Here is a 21715-nt window from a genome sequence, read left to right on the forward strand (position 1 = left end):
CGCCTGGATTTTACGCGGGCAGGTCCGGTTCACGCTTATTCGTGTCAATTTTTCTAAAATTGATCCACATGTCAAATAGCCCGATGCAGATGATTACCAGCAGGAATAGTTGTTGGAAAGCAATCATCATGTACAGGACCACCCGAAAGGCCCGCGGCAGTTTCTTTTTTTCAAAGAAAAACGAAACAATGGCGATACCCTGAATGAAATAGATCGTCAGCAGCACCAGCAAGCCGTTGACGCCGATCAGCCGGATCTCCGTTGCGGGCAAAAACATGATCAGGCCGCAGCAGATAACACCCCATATCAACGGTTCGGGAGCCCGCCAGTGATTGAGATGACCGAAATCCGGAAAAGAAAGACCCCGGCGTTCCATGATCGGCCGTGCGGCAATTAAATTGGTCCACGCCACAAACAGGATGGATGCGGCGGCCAGTGACGGCAATATCCGTACCAGCACATATTGAATCTGGTCAAGGGAGCCGGAAATGGTGTCAATGGTCTCCTGCGGAATGCCAATACCTTTATATAAGTCAAGGGACAACGCTAGATTCGTGGCTACGTACGTTGAAACCAGGGCGTGTATCCCCGTGTTGGCGACGGTGCAATAGAGCAGGATGCCAACCAGACCGGCACCTAATACAATGCTGCAGGCGGCCACGACGGTTATTTCCACGGACAGCTTTTTTTCGAACATTTCGCTCATGGCAAAACCCAGGAACATGAGCCCTGCGAAAAAGAGAATGTCCATGGTTAATCCACCAAAAACGAGACCCATTACCGCGATGGCCACCAGCGGAACAATCACGCCGCGGCGTCTGCCCAGTTTGGCCCGGTAAAAAAGAACCGGCAGGGGAATGAATATGGAGAAGAGGAAGCCTACCACCGGCATAAAGACCGAAACGGAAAAGATGACGAGGGTGGCCATCACGCCGGTAGCGATATCTTTCGATACTCCACTTTGAAATGGCAACGGCGCCATCCGTTTCTCCTGGAAATAGGCGTTCTTGTCCCACCGGGTGAACCTGACCGGCTACAGGTCAAAGTTCCCTACATATGGCAGCAGGGCAATGGTCCGCGCACGCTTGATGGCATGGGTCAGGGCCCGCTGGTGTTTGGCACAGGCGCCCGAAATTCTCCGCGGTATAATTTTTCCCCGTTCGGTGGTGAAATACTTCAGTGATCGAGGATCCTTGTAATCGATTACAAGGCTCTGGTCTGCGCAGAACCGGCAAACTTTGCGCCGGTGAAAAATTCTTTTTTTCTTTCTTCGGGGGCGGGGTTTTGAAACAGCCATGGGTTACTCCTCTTTTTTTGCTTCGATAGGTTCATTGTTCTCGGTGGGTGCTTCAGTTTCAACGGCTTCGTCAGCCTTTTCGGCTGCCGCCTGCTCCGCTGCTGCCGCTTTTTCCGCCAGATCGGATTTGATGACGTCAAGGTCAACATCCTCATCCAGCAGGACTGTCATGAACTTCATGACTTTGTCGTCAATTCTGAAAAACCGTTCCATCTCCTGAACCAATGCCCCGTCACCGCAAAAATCCAATCTCACATAGTGTCCCCGGTTTTTTTTCTTGATGTCGTAGGCCAGTTTTTTTGTGCCCCAGTCATCCGTTTCGATCAGAAACCCCTTATACTGGGGAATCAGGTCGTTTAGCCTCTCAAAGATAGGCGTTTCCGCCTCCTTCGAGAGGTCCGGGTCAATAATGACGATCGTTTCGTACCGCTTCATAAAACCTCCTTGTGGCTTAAAAGCCCCGACTCAGGGCCGGAGCAAGGATGAGTGATTCCATCGGAATCAACAAAAATTAATACAAATATCACCAACTGAGAAAAACTGTCAAGCGCTTAGTGCAAATCAGGCTACCCCAAACCGTGGTGAAGGTTTTTTGATTTGCACCATAAAAAAAGGGGCGGCGTTACCGTCCCTTGGAAAATTCGTTGGTGGGCCGTGAAGGAATCGAACCTTCAACCTACTGATTAAGAGTCAGGTGCTCTGCCTAGTTGAGCTAACGGCCCCTTTGTGTTGCCAAAACAAAAGCGTCTAATAACAGCCAGAATAGCTGATGTCAATGCGTTTTTTCCGTTTCAGGCCAAATAGACGATCTATTCATCCGGCCATCCTTTGGCCTTGGTCCGGTTGATTCGCGTCCTATTCCGCTTCCATTCATTTTTGCGCTGACGTGATTTTTTTTTGGATTGATCGCTGGCAGTCGAATTCATCGTCAGGTCCACCAGGTAACCTCCCGGTGTCTTTGGAACCGCTGGGGATTTGGGTATATCCACCTGCTTGGGACCCGGCTGTTTTTTGGGAAGGGGTGGCCCGCTGAAACTGCCAAGCGGCAAACAGTTTGAAAGGAACAATAATCTGCCGAAGCGCCATACGGTGGCACCTTTTTCCCGGGCATTTTCCGAATTCACGGTCAGAATTACGGGGGATTGATCGATTCTCCGGCCAAGCCGCTGGGCCATGACCATATCGTTGGATAGGATGATTCGATTCCCGGAGGTGGCAGCGGGCAGGCCTTTTTCTAAAAAGACGGGGTAGGCTCGCCGGCGAACCGGGTAAAATAGCAGTTTCGGAAAGCAGTCCGGGACTTCCGGAAAAAAGAGAAGGGATCGGTCAACGGCGCGGATCCGGTTGCTTTCGATCTCAACCGGTGGTGAACCGGTTGAGTAGATCGCTTCACGAATCTGAGCCAACCGCACATGGCGCCAACCGGGTTCTTCGCCCAGGGCCTTCATAAGGTCTTTGATGCTTACGTAGCCGTGCTCGTCGGGAAGCAGGCCGAATTCGTCCGGCTGTCGGCCAAGGATATAGACAAGAAATTTTGAGAGTTTATATACGGCTTGGCGATGTTTCATCGGTCGTCGGAAAAGCGTGTTGCGTTTGTTGGGTTTAAAATTCGATCAGCCATCATGGATTAAGCCCGACGGTCTTCCGTCTTCGAACTTCCGTTCTTTGCCCTCAGCTTCTGCCCGGCTTGACCTGCCAACTCGTGTTTGGTAGTTTCCGCATCCAATAACCAAAAAGTCAACAGGTTTCATTTCGATCCCCTTAAATCAGAAAGGATGCAAAGCAATGAACAAGGAGAGATCCACCGTATTGTACAAACGGGCACAGAAACTGATTCCCGGCGGTGTGAACAGCCCTGTAAGGGCCTGCCGTTCCGTGGGAACGGATCCGCTGTTTATCGATCATGCCGACGGGTGTCGGTTGTTTGACGCCGACGGCAACGCGTATATCGATTATATCGGATCCTGGGGCCCGATGATCCTGGGCCACCGGCACCCTGTGGTGATCGAGGCCATTTTATCCGCCCTGGAGAAAGGAACGAGTTTCGGGGCGCCAACCGAACTTGAAATTGAATTGGCAGAACTGATCGTCGAGGCCGTTTCTTCGGTGGATATGGTGCGAATGGTTAATTCGGGAACGGAAGCCACCATGAGTGCCATCCGGCTGGCACGGGGTTATACTGGTCGGGATAAGATCATCAAATTTGACGGCTGTTACCACGGGCATGCCGATTCCCTGCTGGTGGAAGCGGGTTCCGGCGTCGCGACCCTGCAAATTCCCGGCAGTTCAGGCGTCCCCGCCGCGTTTGTCGAGCACACCTTATCGCTTCCCTATAATGACATCGATACGGTAAAAAAGGTAATGGCGGAAAAGGGTGACCAGGTTGCCTGTATCATTGTGGAACCGGTGGCCGGAAACATGGGGTTGGTGCTGCCCGATGACCAGTTCCTTGAAACCCTCCGTGAAAAGACAGAAAAATATGGTGCCATACTCATTTTCGATGAGGTTATGACCGGCTTCAGGGTCGCTTTTGGCGGGGCCCAGGAACGTTATGGCATAACCCCTGACCTGACCTGCTTTGGTAAAATTATCGGTGGGGGACTGCCGGTGGGTGCTTACGGCGGCCGAAGTGATGTTATGCAGCATATCGCCCCCATGGGATCCGTTTATCAAGCCGGGACCCTGTCCGGTAATCCGTTGGCCATGGCCGCGGGCATAGCGACGTTGAAGCAATTGAAAACTCCTGGGTTCTATGAAAGCTTGAACGCGCAAGGTGAAAAGTTGATCGCCGGATTGACTTCGTTTGCCGAAAAAGCCCATATCCCGATTTCCTGTGCCAGGTCAGGCGCGATGCTGGGCATGTTTTTTACCGATCAACCGGTGAAAAATTTTGCCGACGCCAAAACATCCAACCTGCAGCGATTCGCGTCATACTTCAAAGGGATGCTGGAAAACGGCATTTATCTGGCGCCATCGCAGTTTGAGGCGTTTTTCCTGTCAGCGGCCCATGATGATGAGGCCGTCGAACAGACCCTGTCTGCTGCTGAGACTGTGTTTGCCAATCTTTAGAGAAAGATTATGCAGATAAGACCCCTTGCCGGCGACCTGTCCGGCAAGGGGTTTTGATGGTCAACTTTTTTCGGACGCGGATCAAAAGGAATAATTCAAGCGTAACCATGGATTCAGATGGTCGCTTCGCTCGTCTGCAGGGTCGAAGGCGGAGTCTTCCTGGACATACTCGAGAATGCATTCGACATCGATGTTCAGTGATGAGTTGGCGGAAATAGACAGGCAGACCCCGCGACCATCATCTACGTTAAGTGGGGGGAGTGTATTTGCATTGATCAGCGCATAGCCGGGGCCGGCAGTTCTAAGCAAGCTATATCCGGAACCGGTGGTGCAGCCACAGAATAAGATTGCCATCGCTGATAACATCAAGAAAACTGTTTTTTTCATTTTTGGATCCTTGTTTTTAATGGCGGTGTCTTGATGTCAGATTTTTCTGTGCATTTTTATTTCGCCCGAGTGACAAAATACGTCTGTTTTTGTGCAACCGTCCTCAACCGTTAATTTAAGAAATAGTTCATGGGATTGACGGCCACCCCATTTAAGCGGACTTCGTAGTGGAGGTGAGGACCGGTGCTCCGACCTGTATTGCCTACCAGGGCGATAACTTCACCCCGTTTCACGCGGTCGCCCTTTTTCTTGAGTATTTTCTGCGTATGACCGTACCGGGTTACCATTCCGAATCCGTGTTCAATGGTAACCATATTACCCATCAGCCCTTTATTGCCGGCATAGGTGACAATGCCGTCGGCCGGCGTAATGATCGGCGATCCTTCAAACGTGGCGATGTCAAGTCCTCGATGAAATTCGCGGCGGCCGGTAAAGGGAGACTCCCGGTATCCGAAACGCGACGATATCCACCCTTTTAACGGGCGGATCGAGGGAGTGGCCGCCAATAAGTTCCGTTTTCCTTCCAACTGGTTCAAGATCGACGAAAATGAATTTTGCTGGTCATGGGAAGCCTGATCGATTTCATTGATTTCAACGTGCATGTCTCTGACAAGCTCCTGGTAATCCTGTTCCATCATTGTCGAGGGATCCAGGTCTTCCGGATCAGAACCACCCACACCAAAGAGACTTGACCCGTCATTGCTGGGTTCAAGATTGGCAATGATTCGGATTTTTTGTTCGAAATTGCCAAGTTCGGCCAATTTTGTATTTAAGGAGTTAATTTTGTTTGAGAAAGAAACGATTTGACTCTGGTGCTGAACAGCCAGTTCTTCTTGTGTCCGCAGAGCTGTACGGAGACTATGGATATCCTTCACTTCGTTTTTCAAGCGAAGGTAGTCGGAAATGCCCAGATATAGGACGATTGCTGCAACTATAACAATCATGGCGGTCATCGGAAACAGGACTCTGGGAATGGTTGTCTGTTTGACAGGGGTGCCGGCAGCGTCAAAAATCAACAGGGTCAGTTTTTTCTTCATCATCACCATCATTGATCAAGCCTGTAAAGGCATTAATTCTGAAAGGTTGCCTGGTTAACCGGAACCAGGTCAATTGTGCAATGCCCCTCGAAACGGCCTTCCCGTTCGCTGGAAATGTGCCCAATGCGGGTTTCGATTTGTTTTTTGGGGCCTTGGGCGTCATTGCTGTAATAGGTCATGTTCAGAACGTTACCGGCCTTGAGCTTGGGAAGAACTGCAGAATTTTCCTTGACCACAACGAACATGGGACTGGATTCGCTGTGCCATATTTTGAATTGATAGAGTGGATGCGGTTCGTCTACAGCAAACTCCACACTGTAAAATCCTGCGGATTTCAATGATTGCCTAAACTCGCTGACGGTGCTGGTGTTCATTTCAATGGCTGTCATGACAATACCTCCGGAATACTATAGTCTGCTCAGTGCCAATTGCTCAATTCAACTTAGCAATCTTAAAGCAATTTTGATGCCATGAATTGCTTTGACAATTGGGGAGTGCATCAGACCTAATCTGAGTATCGGCAGTTTTGGGAATGTCTTAAATGGGAATGAAAAAAAGCAGGATCAGGCAAGATCCCGGATGTCATACCGGGTGATTAACCGTGACAGGTAAGTTCTCTGAATATCCATTACTTTCGCGGCCTTGCTTCTGTTACCACTGGTATGTTTAAGGTTGAGCAGGATAAATTCTTTTTTGAATTCATTGAGGGCTTCGTCGAGGGTGAGTCCGACTTTCAGACCGGCGAATTTGGGCAGGGATGAGGCGATGGGCAGATCTTCCGGCATGATTGTCTTTCCGTTTCCCATAACCACGGCGCGTTCGATTGCGTTTCTCAACTCGCGAATATTGCCGGGCCAGTCGTAGCGGCACATCTTGTCCATGGCGGCTTCAGATATGGTCAGGTCCGACAGGCCGGTCTCCTTTTTAAACACATCAAGAAAATGCTCGACCAGAAAGGTGACGTCTTCGAGGCGTTCTCTCAGCGGGGGTATATTGAGTTGAACCACGTTCAGCCGGTAAAACAGATCTTCACGGAATTTTCCCTCCTCCACCTCTTTCTTCAGATTCTTGTTGGTGGCAGATAGCACCCGCACATCAACGGTGATGGGGATGTTGCCACCGACTCGGTAAAAGACACCTTCCTGGAGCACACGCAGCAGTTTGGCCTGTATACCCGGGGCCATTTCGCCGATTTCATCAAGAAAGAGGGTTCCTTCGTGGGCGGTTTCGAACTTTCCGAGCTTGCGGCCTGCCGCACCGGTAAATGCGCCTTTCTCGTGGCCGAAGAGTTCCGATTCTAAAAGGGGTTCGGGTAGGGCTGCACAGTTCAGAACCACCAGCGGTTTGTCTTTGCGTGGGCTCTCACGATGGATCAGACGTGCCAGCAGTTCTTTTCCCGTCCCGCTTTCTCCTTGGATCAGGGCGGTGGTTTTGGTGCGGGAGAGTTTTTGAGCGTCTTCCAACACTTTGTTTAAAATAATACTTTTGCCGATGATCTGGTGCTTTTCCCCCAACTCCTTTTTCAGGTTCAAATTCTCCTGGCGAACCTGCTCAAGGCTTCGTGCACTGCCGATGGCCAGGGCGGCGAGGCTGGCAAATTCTTCGAGAACGGCCATGTCCGCCTGGGTAAACTGGGTGTTGTCTTTTTTGTTGATGACCTGAACGACACCAATGATACTGCTGTTTATTTTTAAGGGGACGCAGGCCATCGAACGGGTTTCATAATCAATGCTGTCGCTGATTTCGCGCATCCACCGGTTGTCTTGCTGGGCATCGGCAATGAGCAGGGGGTGGCCGGTCTTAGCCACGTGGCCGGCGATTCCTTGGCCAATCTTTATCCTGAATTCTTTGACCTCCTCGCCTTTGGCGCCGGTGGTCACCTTGAAATAGAGCGTGTCGGTCGTGGGGTCCAGCAGAAGCAGTGAGGCGGCTTCCCCTCGCACGACGCCCGTAGCCGATTCGATAATCAATTGGAGGAGTTTGTCCAGATCCTGTACGGAAGAAACCCAGGATGAAATGGCCTTCAACTGGTCAATGGGGGTGTTGGCATCGCAGGTGTCTGTGTTCATAACCTATGATCTTTGTGGCGATTAGGCCGGTTATTGGGGAAAAGAAAATTGTTGCCGAGTAAAGAAGTGTTATTAACTGGGCCTCATATTAGCTCATGCATCCATCAGGTGTCAAATCAAATGATGGATATCATTAAAGATTAACCTGAGCTGACGCGATTGTACGGGCCAGCGCGACCAGGGCTTCGCTGCTGGTACCTTTGATAAAGATTCCCTGGCGCGATTGCATGGCCAGACCGCCAAAAGGATTATCGGTCACGTTGATGTCAAACATTAGACCGCCGTTGCTGAGCACGAGGTTGACGATATGGTTGGGTAACGTTGTGGCTCCGGCAGTGCCAACGGTGATCAGCAGGCGGGTCCGCTTCGCCGTCTCAAGTGCGGTGTTAAAATGGTAATGGCGTTCGTTATAGGTTTCGTCGAACCAGAGTACGTGCGGTCGAAGCCAGCTGCCGCAGATGGGGCATTTCAGTTGCCGGCATTCGCTATCAGTCAACATGCTTCCTTTTGCCTTTGGGGGCAGATTTTCAGGCAGGGGAAAGATGTCATCCGTGCAGGCCGATGCACAGCGAGCCTGGAAAATATTGCCATGAATCTGAAGGGTTCGCGACAGGCTGTTTCCGGCAAGGATGTGCAGGTTGTCTACGTTTTGGGTGATCAGGGTAAATTGGTTTTTAAGATGGAATTCCATAGATGCCAGGGCCCGGTGACCGGCGTTGGGCCGGGCCTTTCTGCACAGGTCCATGCGATACAGATACCACACCCAGACCGCTTCCGGATTTCTGCTGAACATGGCAAGCGTGGCCATCTCCTGGGGGTGATATTCTTTGGAACCGATGATCCAGAATCCTTCAGGTCCCCTGAAGGTGGGAATGCCGCTTTCCGCCGATATACCCGCCCCGGTGAGAACGGTTACGCTTCCATTGCCCTGAATAACTTCAGTCAACAGCTGATTGGCCGATGCTATGCTCAAAAGTATTCACACTTTATGATGGGTATTGCCGACAGGCAAAATCAATTGGCTCCGGTGACGATATTTCTTTAATAGTAGACGGCCGGCGCGAGCATGCTCGTCGTCACCTGATGCGAGACGCGTCAATCGTCACCGGTTGAAAAGGGGCAGATGAACCGCTTGTGATTCACCGACAAATCGTCTACAAATAGATTCATTGTGCGCACTGGGTGTGCGCTGTTGAAAACGAACCCAATATGATTTTAAGGAATCGGACTTCATGATTCTGCCGGAAAACAACCGAATCCCGAAAAAGGTGAAAACCGTTCACCTGATTGCTGTTTGCGGAACGGCCATGGGTGCCCTTGCCTGCATGCTTAAAGACATGGGGTACCAGGTCACCGGTTCGGATAACAATATTTACCCGCCGATGAGCCGTTTCCTTGAAGAAAAGGGGGTTCCCATCATGGCCGGGTTTGACCGATCCCACTTGACCCACCGGCCGGACCTGGTTGTGGTCGGCAACGCCGTGTCGCGGGAAAATGCAGAAGTGGTCGCCACCGAAGAGATGGCGCTGTGTTACTGCTCCATGCCCCAGGCGGTCAATCGGTTTGCAGCCGCCGGCAAGCGACAGGTTCTGGTGGCAGGAACTCACGGGAAAACAACCACGTCGGCCATTCTTGCCTGGATCCTTTTTTCCGCTGGCCGGGAGCCTTCATTTATTATCGGAGGCATTCTGCCCAATTTTATGAGCAACTACCGGACCGGAACGGGAGACTGTATTGTCATCGAAGCGGATGAATACGATACCGCTTTTTTCGATAAAGGCCCCAAGTTCCTTCACTATACCCCGGATGCGGCCATCTTGACCAGTGTTGAATTCGATCATGCCGACATTTATCGGGATCTGGAGCATGTTCGAGACGCTTTTGGGCGTTTTGTCACGAACATCAGGCCAGATTCGCTTCTGGTCAGCGTTGACGACGATGCTAATGTGGCCGGTTTGACTGGATTGGCATCCTGTAAACAACTGCCCTACGGCATGAAAGCGGATTCGCCTTGGCGCCTTGGCGAAACTTTTATCGAACCGCCCGTTACCCGCTTTCAGGTCATCAATAATGGACATGACTACGGTATGTTCCGGACTCGGATGATCGGTGTGCACAATCTGAAAAATACCTTGGCGGCCGTCGCAGTGGCGGATTATCTGGGGGTAACACCCGATAAAATCGCCGAGGCCTTGAGCAGTTTTGCCGGCGTGAGACGGCGCCAGGAGGTCCGAGGTGAAAAGCGGGGCATCATTGTTATGGACGATTTTGCTCATCACCCCACTGCCGTAAAAGAGACGCTCAGGGCAGTCAGATCCCATTTTTCCAAAAACCGGATCGTTGCCGTTTTCGAGCCAAGAACGAATTCGAGTATGCGCAAGGTATTTCAGCAGGATTATGCGACCGTTTTCGGTCCCGCAGATCGAATTTGTGTCCGAAAACCGTCGTTGCTTCAAAAAATCCCTGAAGATGAACGATTTTCCAGCGAACAGCTCGTTGCCGAGTTGAAACAAAGCGGAAAGGATGCGGCCCATTTTGAGGATACGGAATCCATTATTGATGACCTGGCCGAATCATCCATGGGGGGGGATGTGATTCTGATTATGTCCAACGGAGGGTTCGATAATATCCATGAACGCTTGCTGGAGGCGCTGTAAATGCTGAGACGCAGGTTGTCAGCATGCGACCGAGTAGCGCGCAAAAAATTTATTGGTTTTGTGAAGCGGTTTATTTTAAAAAAATAAGTTTATTTTAAAAAATATGTTGAAAATTTAAATCAATGCGCCTAAACTCGAATAAATTCAGTTTTTGGGTTGCAGGATGTGGATTCTCCGGTTTTTCAATATCGAATAGCCGAATAGCTAAAAACAGAGAAGATGCTCCCGCATTTGATGAGATAAAGTCAGGAACGATTGACACATGGTTGACGATGAAAAACCGGTTCAATTTCCCATGAGTTCGTCCGCATATGCCAGGTTAAAAAAAAGGGCTAAACATGTGGGGTTATCTACCGGAAAACTGGTTGAAAATTTATTGGCATCTTTGGAACTGCGGCTTCAAAGAGCGTATGCTGCAGCGCAAATTCTAGAAAACCAGGTTTCAGAAAAATCGGATAAGTTGATGATCGAGGCAATTCTGATCGGTGATGGAGAAGGCTGGTCCGATAACTGGGAAAACAAGAAAATGGCGCAATATCTTTCATTTGTACGCAGAGATATTCTTGATGACGCCAACCCGTTCTCGACATGGACGCCTAAAATTCATATTGCCGACGATGACGCGGAAAAAGAGGAATAATTTGATCGTTTTTCCAGTACAATCGGCCATTACCAGGATGGTTGTCATTTTTAAATAACTAGTTTTCCGCTTGTTAGTGGTAGTAAAATAAGTTAACAATGTTTACTCTGTCGCCGATAAAAAATGGCACCGGTGTCCATAAAAACTTCCGTGCACATCCTTGAAAAGCATTAAAATTATTATATAACAATAAGTTAAATTCATAATTAGCCGTTTTTCTTCTCCCCGCTCATGCTGTTGCTTCCTGTGTCTTCTTATAAAACCTTGACAATGCCATGGCTTTCAATTACTTGCAACTTGCATTTGAAAAAATTTAATTTAATTAAAAACAAATAATTATATCGGTATCAATCAACTAAAAGCCGATTAAGTAGACCATTCATGTCGGGTATTGTTCATTTCTCTGCATAGAGGTTCTAACGATCCATGAGATATGCTGCCACAATTACCGGAACCGGCTGCGCGTTTCCTGAAAATCGCGTGACCAACGATGACATCGTCGTTCGGTTGGAAAGGGACAATATTTCCACCAACGATAAGTGGATTCGCGAGCGCACGGGCATTCGCGAACGCCGGTTTTCCAATCTGGACAACCCCGACGAACACAATTCATCCCTTGGCGTGGCTGCGGCCAGAAGGGCGCTGGACATGGCCGGCCGGACGCCAGGAGACATCGATCAGATCATCTATGCCACCTGTACGCCTGACACCCTGATTCCGTCGACAGCATGCTGGCTTCAACATAAAATCGATGCCCCACAAGCATGGGCCATGGATATCAATGCCGCTTGCTCGGGATTTATTTATGGACTATCCACGGCGGACAAATTCGTCCAGTCCGGCCAGACCCGGACAGCGTTGGTTGTCGGCGCCGAGGTGCTCAACCCGTTCATCAACTGGCAGGATCGAGGCTCGTGCATTATTTTTGGCGACGGTGCCGGTGCCGCCGTCGTGGAACGAACCGATCCCAATGCGCCGGCGCGCATCCTGTCCAGTCATCTGTTGTCAGACGGGAACCTGTGGGAATTGCTTTATATTCCCGCGGGGGGATCACGCAAGGAGGTCACCCCCGGGCGCTTTTCCAAAAACCTGCATAAAATACGGATGTATGGCAAAGAGATCTTCAAAGTGGCCGTCCGCACCCTTGCCGATTTTGCCTCCCGGTCATTGGAAAGCAACGGCTTCAGCATTGACGACGTCGACTGGTTTATTCCCCATCAGGCGAACTATCGGATTATCGAAGCAGTGGCCAAACGTCTGAATTGTCCCATGGAAAAAGTAGTGGTGAACGTGGACCGGTACGGAAATACATCAGCGGCCACCATTCCCACGGCGTTGGACGAGGCGGTGAGAGATGGCAGAATTCAGAAGGGACAACTGATCCTGCTTGATTCCTTCGGCGCCGGTCTGACATACGGCGCCATTTTGATGCGCTGGTAGCTTCACTTCAACAACGCGCAAGTGTGATTCGATTCAGGGGCTAATGGTCCCCCCGGAGGAAGAATATGCTTCTTGACCGATTTTTTGAAAAGGGCAGGCAATTCCTGGGTTGTGAGATTCCCAACATGTGCGGCGCCATGACCTGGGTGAGCGATCCCAGATTGGTCAGCCACATGGGCCGCTGCGGTGGTTTTGGCTTGTTGGCCGGGGGCAATGCGCCAGTCGATGTGCTTCGGGCAGAGATCGAGGAGACCCGGTCAATCTCGGACAAACCCTTCGGCGTCAACCTGATCACCATCGCACCGGCATATCAGGAACAGTTGGCGATGGTGTGTGAGATGAAGTGTCGCGTGGTTGTCTTTGCCGGTTCGATCCCCAAGGAAAATGAGATTCAGCAAGCCAAGGAGAGCGGGGCACGGGTGATCTGTTTTGCGCCGACCGAACAATTGGCTTTGAAACTGATCAAGATGGGTACGGATGCACTGATTCTGGAAGGATCGGAAGCCGGTGGGCATATCGGGCCGGTATCCCTGACCGTGCTGATCCAGCAGATTTTGTTCAATGTGGAATCGGTGCCCATTTTTGTTGCCGGAGGAATCGCCACTGGCCGGATGATGGCCCACCTGCTGATGATGGGGGCTGCCGGTATCCAGATGGGCACCCGTTTTGTCATGTCCGAGGAGTGTGCCGTGCATCCTCATTTCAAAGAAACCTTCAGACGGGCCAAGGCCAGGGATGCTGTTGCCACCCCCCAGTTTGACAGCCGCCTTCCCGTGATTCCGGTTCGTGCATTAAAAAATGTGGGTACGAATGAATTCGGCAAACTGCAGCTGAACCTTATCAGAAAACTTGAAGAAAACACCATCGATCGTATGGAGGCCCAGTATGAGGTGGAACGCTTCTGGATGGGAGCGTTAAAAAATGCCGTCGTTGACGGTGATATGAAAAAAGGATCCCTCATGGCCGGCCAGAGCGTAGGTCTGGCGGATAAAATTCTTCCCCTTCAGGGCATTTTCGATGAACTGGTCAACGATGGCGAGACTGAAATGCAGCGGCTTTCCAAAATTTTTTCAAGCTAATCCGTTTGTATTTCTTTTCCTGATTGCGCCAGTATGGTGTTGACATCCCTCCTTGAATTTGGTTAACCATACTCTATTTAGGGGTTAACCAAATGGATTCCAAACAGAAAATTTTCAACATCCTGAATCGGGCCGAGGGCGTCATTTCCGGTGAAACCCTCAGCGCCGAATTGGGGATCAGCCGGGTTTCCGTCTGGAAACATATCAAGGGACTCGTCGAGTCCGGCATTTCCATCATCTCCTCTCCCAAAGGCTATCGCATGACCCGTGATCCGGACAGTCTGGTGCCGTGGGCCTTGGGTGCATGGCAAGATCGCATCCATTATTTCCAGGAGACCGGTTCCACCATGGACGAGGCCATGGTCCTGGCGCGAAAAGGCTGTGCCGATTTTACCGTGGTGGTGGCCCAGCGTCAGACCTGCGGCCGGGGGCGTATGCAACGGACCTGGCTGTCGACCGATGGCGGCCTTTATTTCACCGTCGTCGTCCGCCCGGATATCCCCATGATGCTGGCCGGTTTGGTGAATCTGGCGGCAGCGAGCGACATGGCCAACCTGCTGCGGTCCCGGTACCAGATAGATGCTCGTTTGAAGTGGCCCAACGACATCCTGGTGAACAGCCTTAAGATCTGCGGCGTTCTGTCCCAGATGGAAGCCGAAGGAGATCAGGTGTCCCACATGAATATCGGTGTCGGCCTCAATGTCAACAACACTCCGGAAACCGAAGAACCCATTGCCATCTCCCTTAAAACGCTGTTGGGCCGACCCGTGCCGCGCCGGGAGATCCTTGTGGCTTTCCTGGATGCCTTTGAAAGGCGGATGTCGACGTTTGATCCCCACGCCGTCCTTGACGAATGGAGATTAAACAATGTGACCCTTGGCCGGCAGGTTCGCGTTATGACCGTTAAGGACAGGGTTGAAGGGACTGCCGTGGATGTGGATGCCCATGGCGGCCTGATTCTTCGGCTGGCCGATGGGACCTACCAAACGGTGATGGTTGGCGACTGTTTTCACCGTTAAGGGGATAGATCGACGGCTGAAGTGTTTCAATGCGGTGATGGTACCGTTTTTATATCTTCAACCCCAAAAAACCGACGAACTCAAAGAACCCAACGAACCGATAAAGGAGAACTCCTTTTATGGATGAATCTGCACAACAATTGAAACGGATGGTGTATGCGGCCCTCATGGCTGCCCTGACCGCTGCCGGTGCTTACATCGCCATCCCCATCGGTCCGGTGCCCATTGTCCTGCAAAACCTGTTTATCATGCTGGCCGGACTGCTTTTGGGCGGCCGGTGGGGATTGATCAGCATTGCGGTTTATCTGCTGGCCGGCGCCGCGGGGCTGCCGGTATTTGCCGGCGGAACCGGTGGTGTCGGAAAATTCGTGGGACCCACCGGCGGATACCTGCTGGGGTTTGCCGCTGCAGCCTACCTGATCGGGCTCATTTCGGAAAGCGGCCGGGGGCGTGTGGCCATTGATGTGCTGGCCATGGTTGCCGGCACTTTGATCATATACGCGTTCGGCGTTTCATGGCTGAAGGTGGTCACGGGGATGAGTTTTTCAAAGGCATTCGCCGTGGGGATGCTGCCCTTTCTGATCGGCGATGCCTTGAAAATTGCAGCCGCCATTCCCATCGCCAGGGCCCTAAGGCCAATGATGGACGGCACCTTCACCGCCGTAAGAACTGCAGGATAACCCGTGTCCATCATTCAGACTTCCCACCTGTGTCATCGTTTCGCCGACGGCACACAGGGGATCGACGATGTCACCCTGACTTTTTACGAGGGAGATTTCACGGTCATCGCCGGGGCCAACGGTTCCGGCAAAACCACCCTGTTGCGCCACCTTAACGGGCTGCTTTTTCCCGACTCCGGGACGGTGACCGTATGCGGCAAATCGGTGAAAGCGGATCCCTTGGCCGCTCGGCAACAGGTGGGGATGGTATTTCAGGATGCCGACAGCCAGATTGTCGGAGAAACCGTGTACGATGACGCGGCGTTTGGACCGGAAAACCTGGCATTTGAGCGGCAGCAGATCAACCAACGGGTAAATCAGGCACTGGCGGCGGTTGATCTTTCCGGATTTGAAAATAAACGGCCCCACCATCTTTCCGGTGGTGAAAAACGTCGTCTGGCCATTGCCGGTGTGCTGGCCATGGCCCCTCGTGTACTGCTGATGGACGAGCCTTTTTCCAACCTTGACTATCCCGCCACGTGCCGGGTGCTGAACCATATTCTCGACCTGCACAAAAAAGGGCATACCATTATCATTACCACCCACGATTTGGAGAAGGTCATTGCCCATGCCCAGCGGCTGGTGGTCATGGCCAAAGGACGCGTCGTAAAAGACGGGATACCGGCCGAGGTGATCAGCTGCATCGAGCGCTACGGCATCCGACCGCCGTGCTCCGTGCAACTGGGCAGAGGAATCCGGCCATGGGTGAACTGACCGCCATCGGCTTCAGGCCGGGCCAATCGCTGCTTCACCGGATGGATCCCAGAACCAAGCAGGCCCTGCTCATGGGGCTCAGCGTGACGAGCTTGTGGGGGGGGCTGACTTTTTTGGCGCTTTTCACCGCCGTGATGATGGTTTCATTTAACGCTGCCGGTTTGCGCATTCGCCGGTTGATTTGTGAGATCCGGTATTTTCTATTTTTTCTCTGCTTTGTCTTCGGAGTTCGAACGATCACTTTTTCTGGCGGATGGACGCCCGCCTTTTCTGCAGAGATCGCCGGAGAGGCCCTGATCGTGTGCTGGCGCCTGTTGCTGGTGGTAATCATGGGGGTGCTGTTGATGGCCACCACCCGGACTGCCGATATCCGGGCCGCCCTGGTCTGGTTCCTGAAACCGGTACCCTTGGTAAACGAAAAAATGGCGGCTACGATGGTCGGGCTGGTGGTCCGTTTTTTACCGGTAATTCTCTTTCAAGGGGCGGAGATAGCCGATGCCCAGCGTTCCCGGGGGATTGAAAGACGCAAAAACCCGCTGATCCGGCTTATGAAATTCACGATTCCCTTGTTCCGTCGTGTATTTTTAAGTGCCGATGAACTGGCCGCGGCCATGCAAGCCCGGTGCTACAGCGAGCACCGAACCCTTCCCGATCTCTTTTTTACCTGGCGTGATGGCATGGCACTGGGAGCCGGGATTCTAATATCCTTGACCGTTCTCCTTCCCTGAACAGATTTCCACATCATGACCAACGATTGCTGTACCTCATTGATCCTTGTGCCTGGGCATCCATGTCACTTTGTTTGACAGGGCAGGGGCGGTGGTGTAAGGCATTACGGCAAAAATCTTAGCAAGGTGGTGAAAAAGGAGTATTGCGGTGAAAATCGTGATTGTGGGTGCCGGTGAAGTCGGGTTTCACATTGCCAGCCGTCTGGCTCAAGAGAACAAGGATGTGGTGGTCATCGATTTTGATCCGGAAGCCCTGAAACGGCTTTCCGAAAGCCTCGACGTTCAGACGATCACCGGTTCGGGGAGCAGTCCCGCCATCCTGGAAGAAGCCGGCATCCGTGAAGCTGAAATCATGCTGGCCGTCACCGATTCCGACGAAGTGAATCTGGTGGCCTGCCTGATGGCCGACACCTTGTCTCCCACCACCAAGAAGCTGGCCCGGCTGCGGGGAGCCGATTTTGACCGCTATTATGACACATTCAAGGTAAACGCCCCCCATATCGATACGGTCATCAACCCCGACATCGAGGTGGTCCGGACGATCGAACGGCTCATGAGCGTGCCGGGTGCCGTGGACGTAGGTGAATTTGCCGACGGCCGCATCAAGTTCGTCGGTGTCTATCTGGAGCCCGGTTCTCGACTGGCCGGTGTGCGTCTGGCCGATCTGCCGAGTATTCTCCAAGAAGATCGACCCCTGATCGCCGCTGTTGTTCGTGACGACCAGCTGATCATCCCCAAGGGAGACAACCACCTTCGCGACGGAGACCTGGTCTACTTTATCAGCGAAGAGAAAAATTTGTTCAAACACCTCTCCATCTTCGACAAGCACGCCACGCCGGTAAAGCGGGTGCTCATTGTCGGCGGAGGGCGCATCGGCTATCGCCTGGCCAAACAACTTGAAGGCAAGCTGCTCTCCTGCAAAGTCATCGAAAAGCGTGCCATCCGGTGCGATATTCTGGCCGAGCGATTGGAGCGGACCGTTGTGCTCCACGGTGACGGGTCGGACCAAAGCCTGCTGGTGGAAGAGAATATTCATGACACCGACCTGGTGGTGACCCTGACCAGTGACGAAGAGACCAACATTTTAACGTCACTGTTAGCCAAACGGCTGGGTGCCAAGAAAACCATCACCCAGATTAATAAATTCAGTTATTTTTCCCTCATGTCCGCCATCGGTATCGAACAGGTGGTCAGTCCCCGATTGTCGGCCATCAATACCATCCTGCAACATATCCGCAGAGGAAAAGTGCTTTCGGCGATTTCCATTAAAGGAGAAGAGGGGGAGGTGATGGAAGCCCTGGCCCTGCCCACCTCGGATATTGTGTCCAAGCCTTTGAAAAAAATTGCCTTCCCCAAGGGATCCATGGTGGCCGGTATTATCCGCCAGGAGGCCATTATCATCCCCAGCGGCGACAGCGTCATCGAACCGGACGACCGGATCATCATTTTCGCCACCCGCGAGGCCATCCCCGGCGTCGAGAAGATTCTGGCCGTAAAACTGGAGTATATTTAATTGCGCTGGCGCTATATCCTCAAGACCGTCGGGGTATTGACCCTTTTTTTCGGCGGTACCATGGTGGTTCCCCTGACCTTCGACCTGTTTTCCATGGATCGCAGCCTGATGCCGCTGGTTAAAGCCATGGGCATTACCCTGGTTTGTGGTATCGCCCTAATGGGCTTGTTCAGACACGAGAAGACCGACACCATGAGCCAGCGCGAAGGCATGGCCATTGTATCCCTGGGATGGACAGCCATCGGTCTGTTCGGGGCGCTTCCTTTTTATTATTCCGACGGCTCCTTTTTATTTGTGGATGCGTTTTTCGAGTCCGTTTCCGGATTTACCACCACCGGATCATCGATCCTGACCGACATCGAAGGCCTGAGCCAGGGTTTGTTGATTTGGCGCAGTTTCATCCAGTGGCTGGGGGGGATGGGCATCATCGTCCTGTCCATCGCCATCCTTCCCTTTTTGGGTGTCGGCGGCATGCAGCTTTACAAGGCCGAGGTGCCCAGCCCGGTCCCGGACAAGCTCAAGCCCCGCATCCGCGATACGGCATTGATTCTGTGGAAGGTTTACGCCCTGTTCACTGTGGCCGAGACGCTGTTGCTGATGATGGGCGGCATGACTTTTTTCGATGCCTTGAACCATGCCTTCACCACCATGCCTACGGGTGGCTTTTCAACGAAAAACGCGTCGGTGGCCCACTTTGACAGTGTATATATCGATGCCGTCATTACTGTGTTTATGCTGCTGGCCGGCATCAACTTCTCACTTCACTACCAGGTTTTAAAGGGTCGTCCGCTGGCGTTCTGGAAAGACTCGGAGTGCCGGTTCTATCTGGTCATGTGTCTGGTCCTGACCCTCGTGGTCACGGCCAACCTTTACCGCACGGTGTATGCGGATGCCGGCCAGGCCCTGCGTTACGCCGCCTTTCAGGTGGTTTCCATCGTGACTACCACCGGCTACGCGACGGCCGATTATGAATTGTGGCCGGGTATGTCGCAGATCATCATCTTCCTGTGCATGTTTGCAGGAGCGTCGGCGGGTTCCACCGGCGGCGGCATGAAGTGTCTTCGCATCATGCTTTGCTTCAAGTATTGCTATAAAGAACTCTTTACCATGATCCACCCGCGGGCCGTTTCCCACATCAAGATCGGCGGGAAAACCGTACCCGAGGATGTCGTGAGAAGTGTGCTCGGCTTCCTGGCCCTCTACATGGCCCTGTTTGCCATTTCCACTGTACTGCTGGCCGGCACCGGGGTCGATTTTGTCACCGCTCTCGGGGCTGTGGCCGCTACGATCGGCAATATCGGGCCGGGCTTCGGCATGGTGGGACCGGTCGAAAACTTCGCCCAGATTCCATACTGGGGAAAGTGGCTGCTGTCGTGGTGCATGCTGCTGGGGCGCCTTGAAATTTTCACCCTCATCATACTGGTGGTGCCTGAATTCTGGAGAAAATAGCCCACGGGTTCAAGGATTCGAGGGGTCGCGGGATGAAGTAAACGGGACGATGGTGCAAGGATGACGATCGTTGAGGCCTATTGGGTTTATCTATCTTATGGTCCACAGCTGATCGCTAAAAGGGAAAAAATGGGTTCGATTCTTCCTACTGAATTTAGTCTAACCACCTTAATTTAGTGCTATATCACCTTAAAATCTCGAATCCTTGAAACCTCGAATCCTAAAAAGTTTTCCTATCCCTGATTTTCATATTGACAAACAGTTGCCGGGCGTGTACTTACGTTTTTTCTTTTGGGCCGTTAACTCAGTCGGTAGAGTATCTGCCTTTTAAGCAGAGAGTCGTTGGTTCGAGTCCAACACGGCCCACCAGAAGATAAAAGTTTGCGTCCCCATCGTCTAGCCTGGCCCAGGACACCGGCCTTTCACGCCGGCGACAGGGGTTCGAATCCCCTTGGGGACGCCACTTATTAAATATAATTAATTCCCTGTTTTCAGCCGCTTACGCAGATACTACCTGCAGGGCGGCTTTTTTGTTTCCAGTGAACGGGGTTGTTGACGGCTCCTCTGACGGCTTTTTGTTTTGACCGCCATCCTTATCCATTTTCATGGGAAGGACTTTGCCTTTTCCCGTTGACAGGTTCTCCAGCGCATCTCTGACGCGCTCCAAACCTATGCTTCGCAGGTAACGTTCAGTGGTATTGGGACTTTGATGGCGAAGAATGGTCTGAATTACACCGACGTCATAACCTTGGTTGAATAAAATCGATGCGCTCAAGTGTCGGATTGCATGGAATCCGAAACGTTTGACTTTGCAACGGTCACAAAGACGGCGCATGAATTGAACCCGAACCTTAAATGGCTGGCCAAAATATTCCTTGGTGAAGGGACTGTCTTCAAGACACAGAAAAACATGTGCCTGGTCCTTAATCGGCCGCTCTTCCCACCACCACCGTAGGGATTTTCGCAATTCCTGGGTCATGGGCAACCAATCGTATTCGTAGGTTCCGCCATGACGTTTCCGGGTCCAGAGTCTGATCCGGCTGTTCCCGAAATCCACATCCGCCCAGGTTATACGGAAAACTTCCCCTCGCCGGGCTGCCAGGTGCAAAAACGCCAGCAACATGACCTTATCTTGACCATCGGCGGCTTCGTATACTTTCCAGAAATCCTCTTCAGGGGGGACATAGCGGGGCTGCCTGATCTCGGGCATCCGTTCCACCAAGCAAGGGTTCGGGCCGGGTAGGGGAGGGTCCATGTATTTCATACCCCAATTCCAACCAGCTACCAGATTCTTACGATCCTTATTCGCGGCATATCCTGACCTGTCTGCCTTCTGCAACATTACATAACTGATGGCAGCCGCCGGCTTCAGGTTTTCAACGGGCATTGTCGGATCCACATGCTTCAAGAACCGTTTGAACATCGCCTTCTTTTCCTGGTAGGTCTTCACCGCGAAGCTGGTTTTGGCAAAATCCAGATACGACTGCACCCAATCATCAATACAGGCCGTGTCGGTCTTCTTTGACCACTCGCTTAATGGTTTTCTTCGCATGTCGGCTTCCCAGTCCACCGCTTCCTTCTTCGTCAGAAACACGCTTTCGCGCTTCTGGCCCTCTTTGCGGACTTGGGCATACCACTTCTGATTGCGCTTGTATGGCATTGATTAGCTCCTTTTCAAAGAACAAGATACGTGCTCCCACACGTATTCCGCCTAACGTTTGATAGTATTTGCGTACCGTCTTTACGTCAAGCCCTGTGTATTCTGCTACCTGTTTTGCGCTCAACACTTGACCGAGATGAGCTTTGATTTGTTCCACGATGACCTCTGTTTTCCGGGTCCAGAGGTAACATCTTCGGTTTATCGGTCTGATAAGACCCTTAACTGTTTCTTTGGAAAG

Annotated in this window: 21 protein-coding genes and 3 tRNA genes; 13 read left to right on the top strand and 11 right to left on the bottom strand. The window is 52.0% G+C overall.

Going from position 1 to position 21715, the window contains the following annotated elements; genetic code table 11:
* Nucleotides 1-10 precede the first annotated feature (10 nt).
* The 5 genes from ACHZBS_RS22275 to ACHZBS_RS22295 form a co-directional block, all read right to left on the bottom strand.
* Nucleotides 11-982 (bottom strand): YybS family protein, encoded by a 972-nt coding sequence (locus ACHZBS_RS22275; RefSeq protein ID WP_319408702.1) that lies wholly within the window; start codon nt 980-982, stop codon nt 11-13.
* A 51-nt stretch (nt 983-1033) separates the two neighbouring features.
* Complete coding sequence (rpsR, locus tag ACHZBS_RS22280; RefSeq protein WP_319408703.1) at nt 1034-1297, bottom strand: 30S ribosomal protein S18; 264 nt, start codon at nt 1295-1297, stop codon at nt 1034-1036.
* A 3-nt stretch (nt 1298-1300) separates the two neighbouring features.
* Nucleotides 1301-1732: a 30S ribosomal protein S6 gene (gene rpsF, locus ACHZBS_RS22285; RefSeq protein ID WP_319408704.1), complete on the bottom strand. Its 432-nt coding sequence runs from the start codon at nt 1730-1732 to the stop codon at nt 1301-1303.
* 210 nt (nt 1733-1942) lie between these two features.
* Nucleotides 1943-2019, bottom strand: a tRNA-Lys gene (locus ACHZBS_RS22290).
* Between the two features lie 87 nt (nt 2020-2106).
* On the bottom strand, nt 2107-2865 hold the full coding sequence (locus ACHZBS_RS22295; protein ID WP_319408705.1) for an RNA 2'-phosphotransferase: 759 nt from the start codon (nt 2863-2865) through the stop codon (nt 2107-2109).
* Between the two features lie 217 nt (nt 2866-3082).
* Here ACHZBS_RS22295 and hemL point away from each other — a divergent pair, with 217 nt between their 5' ends.
* Entirely contained in the window at nt 3083-4366 is a 1284-nt protein-coding gene (gene hemL / locus ACHZBS_RS22300) for a glutamate-1-semialdehyde 2,1-aminomutase (protein ID WP_319408706.1), read from the top strand.
* Between the two features lie 81 nt (nt 4367-4447).
* Here the strand turns inward: hemL and ACHZBS_RS22305 are convergent, their stop codons facing one another.
* From ACHZBS_RS22305 to ACHZBS_RS22325, 5 genes are all read right to left on the bottom strand, one after another.
* Nucleotides 4448-4753 carry a hypothetical protein gene (locus ACHZBS_RS22305; protein ID WP_319408707.1) on the bottom strand — a complete coding sequence of 102 codons (306 nt, stop codon included), beginning with the start codon at nt 4751-4753 and terminating at the stop codon, nt 4448-4450.
* Between the two features lie 110 nt (nt 4754-4863).
* Nucleotides 4864-5802, bottom strand: coding sequence for a M23 family metallopeptidase (locus ACHZBS_RS22310; protein ID WP_319408708.1), 939 nt, complete (start codon nt 5800-5802; stop codon nt 4864-4866).
* A 20-nt stretch (nt 5803-5822) separates the two neighbouring features.
* The gene (locus ACHZBS_RS22315) at nt 5823-6179 is read right to left on the bottom strand and encodes a hypothetical protein (RefSeq protein ID WP_319408709.1); all 357 of its coding nucleotides are present in this window, start codon (nt 6177-6179) and stop codon (nt 5823-5825) included.
* A 174-nt stretch (nt 6180-6353) separates the two neighbouring features.
* On the bottom strand, nt 6354-7859 hold the full coding sequence (locus tag ACHZBS_RS22320) for a sigma 54-interacting transcriptional regulator (protein WP_319408710.1): 1506 nt from the start codon (nt 7857-7859) through the stop codon (nt 6354-6356).
* A gap of 133 nt (nt 7860-7992) precedes the next feature.
* On the bottom strand, nt 7993-8832 hold the full coding sequence (locus ACHZBS_RS22325) for a Sir2 family NAD-dependent protein deacetylase (protein ID WP_319408711.1): 840 nt from the start codon (nt 8830-8832) through the stop codon (nt 7993-7995).
* Between the two features lie 259 nt (nt 8833-9091).
* Between ACHZBS_RS22325 and mpl the strand changes: the two genes are divergently transcribed.
* From mpl to ACHZBS_RS22385, 12 genes are all read left to right on the top strand, one after another.
* Nucleotides 9092-10516: a UDP-N-acetylmuramate:L-alanyl-gamma-D-glutamyl-meso-diaminopimelate ligase gene (gene mpl / locus ACHZBS_RS22330; RefSeq protein ID WP_319408712.1), complete on the top strand. Its 1425-nt coding sequence runs from the start codon at nt 9092-9094 to the stop codon at nt 10514-10516.
* A gap of 262 nt (nt 10517-10778) precedes the next feature.
* Nucleotides 10779-11156, top strand: coding sequence for a hypothetical protein (locus ACHZBS_RS22335; protein WP_319408713.1), 378 nt, complete (start codon nt 10779-10781; stop codon nt 11154-11156).
* A 426-nt stretch (nt 11157-11582) separates the two neighbouring features.
* Complete coding sequence (locus ACHZBS_RS22340; protein WP_319408714.1) at nt 11583-12596, top strand: beta-ketoacyl-ACP synthase III; 1014 nt, start codon at nt 11583-11585, stop codon at nt 12594-12596.
* 65 nt (nt 12597-12661) lie between these two features.
* Nucleotides 12662-13675 carry a nitronate monooxygenase gene (locus tag ACHZBS_RS22345; RefSeq protein ID WP_319408715.1) on the top strand — a complete coding sequence of 338 codons (1014 nt, stop codon included), beginning with the start codon at nt 12662-12664 and terminating at the stop codon, nt 13673-13675.
* Nucleotides 13676-13767: 92 nt separating this feature from the next.
* A complete protein-coding gene (locus ACHZBS_RS22350) occupies nt 13768-14694 on the top strand; it encodes a biotin--[acetyl-CoA-carboxylase] ligase (RefSeq protein WP_319408716.1) in 927 nt (308 codons plus the stop codon).
* Nucleotides 14695-14813: 119 nt separating this feature from the next.
* Nucleotides 14814-15374, top strand: a complete 561-nt coding sequence (locus ACHZBS_RS22355; RefSeq protein WP_319408717.1) for a biotin transporter BioY — start codon at nt 14814-14816, stop codon at nt 15372-15374.
* A 3-nt stretch (nt 15375-15377) separates the two neighbouring features.
* On the top strand, nt 15378-16127 hold the full coding sequence (locus ACHZBS_RS22360; protein ID WP_319408718.1) for an ABC transporter ATP-binding protein: 750 nt from the start codon (nt 15378-15380) through the stop codon (nt 16125-16127).
* Nucleotides 16115-16855 (top strand): energy-coupling factor transporter transmembrane component T, encoded by a 741-nt coding sequence (locus ACHZBS_RS22365; RefSeq protein WP_319408719.1) that lies wholly within the window; start codon nt 16115-16117, stop codon nt 16853-16855. Before ACHZBS_RS22360 ends, ACHZBS_RS22365 begins: the two co-directional genes overlap by 13 nt.
* 148 nt (nt 16856-17003) lie before the next feature.
* Nucleotides 17004-18368 carry a Trk system potassium transporter TrkA gene (gene trkA, locus ACHZBS_RS22370; protein WP_319408720.1) on the top strand — a complete coding sequence of 455 codons (1365 nt, stop codon included), beginning with the start codon at nt 17004-17006 and terminating at the stop codon, nt 18366-18368.
* Nucleotides 18369-19817: a TrkH family potassium uptake protein gene (locus ACHZBS_RS22375; protein WP_319408721.1), complete on the top strand. Its 1449-nt coding sequence runs from the start codon at nt 18369-18371 to the stop codon at nt 19815-19817.
* A gap of 293 nt (nt 19818-20110) precedes the next feature.
* Nucleotides 20111-20186: transfer RNA gene (locus tag ACHZBS_RS22380), tRNA-Lys, on the top strand.
* Nucleotides 20187-20202: 16 nt separating this feature from the next.
* Nucleotides 20203-20280, top strand: a tRNA-Glu gene (locus tag ACHZBS_RS22385).
* A 36-nt stretch (nt 20281-20316) separates the two neighbouring features.
* Here ACHZBS_RS22385 and ACHZBS_RS22390 read toward each other — a convergent pair.
* Nucleotides 20317-21477 (bottom strand): site-specific integrase, encoded by a 1161-nt coding sequence (locus ACHZBS_RS22390; RefSeq protein WP_319408722.1) that lies wholly within the window; start codon nt 21475-21477, stop codon nt 20317-20319.
* Nucleotides 21478-21715 lie beyond the last annotated feature (238 nt).

The sequence above is a fragment of the uncultured Desulfosarcina sp. genome (genome assembly GCF_963664155.2).
In the GTDB taxonomy this organism is placed as follows: domain Bacteria; phylum Desulfobacterota; class Desulfobacteria; order Desulfobacterales; family Desulfosarcinaceae; genus Desulfosarcina.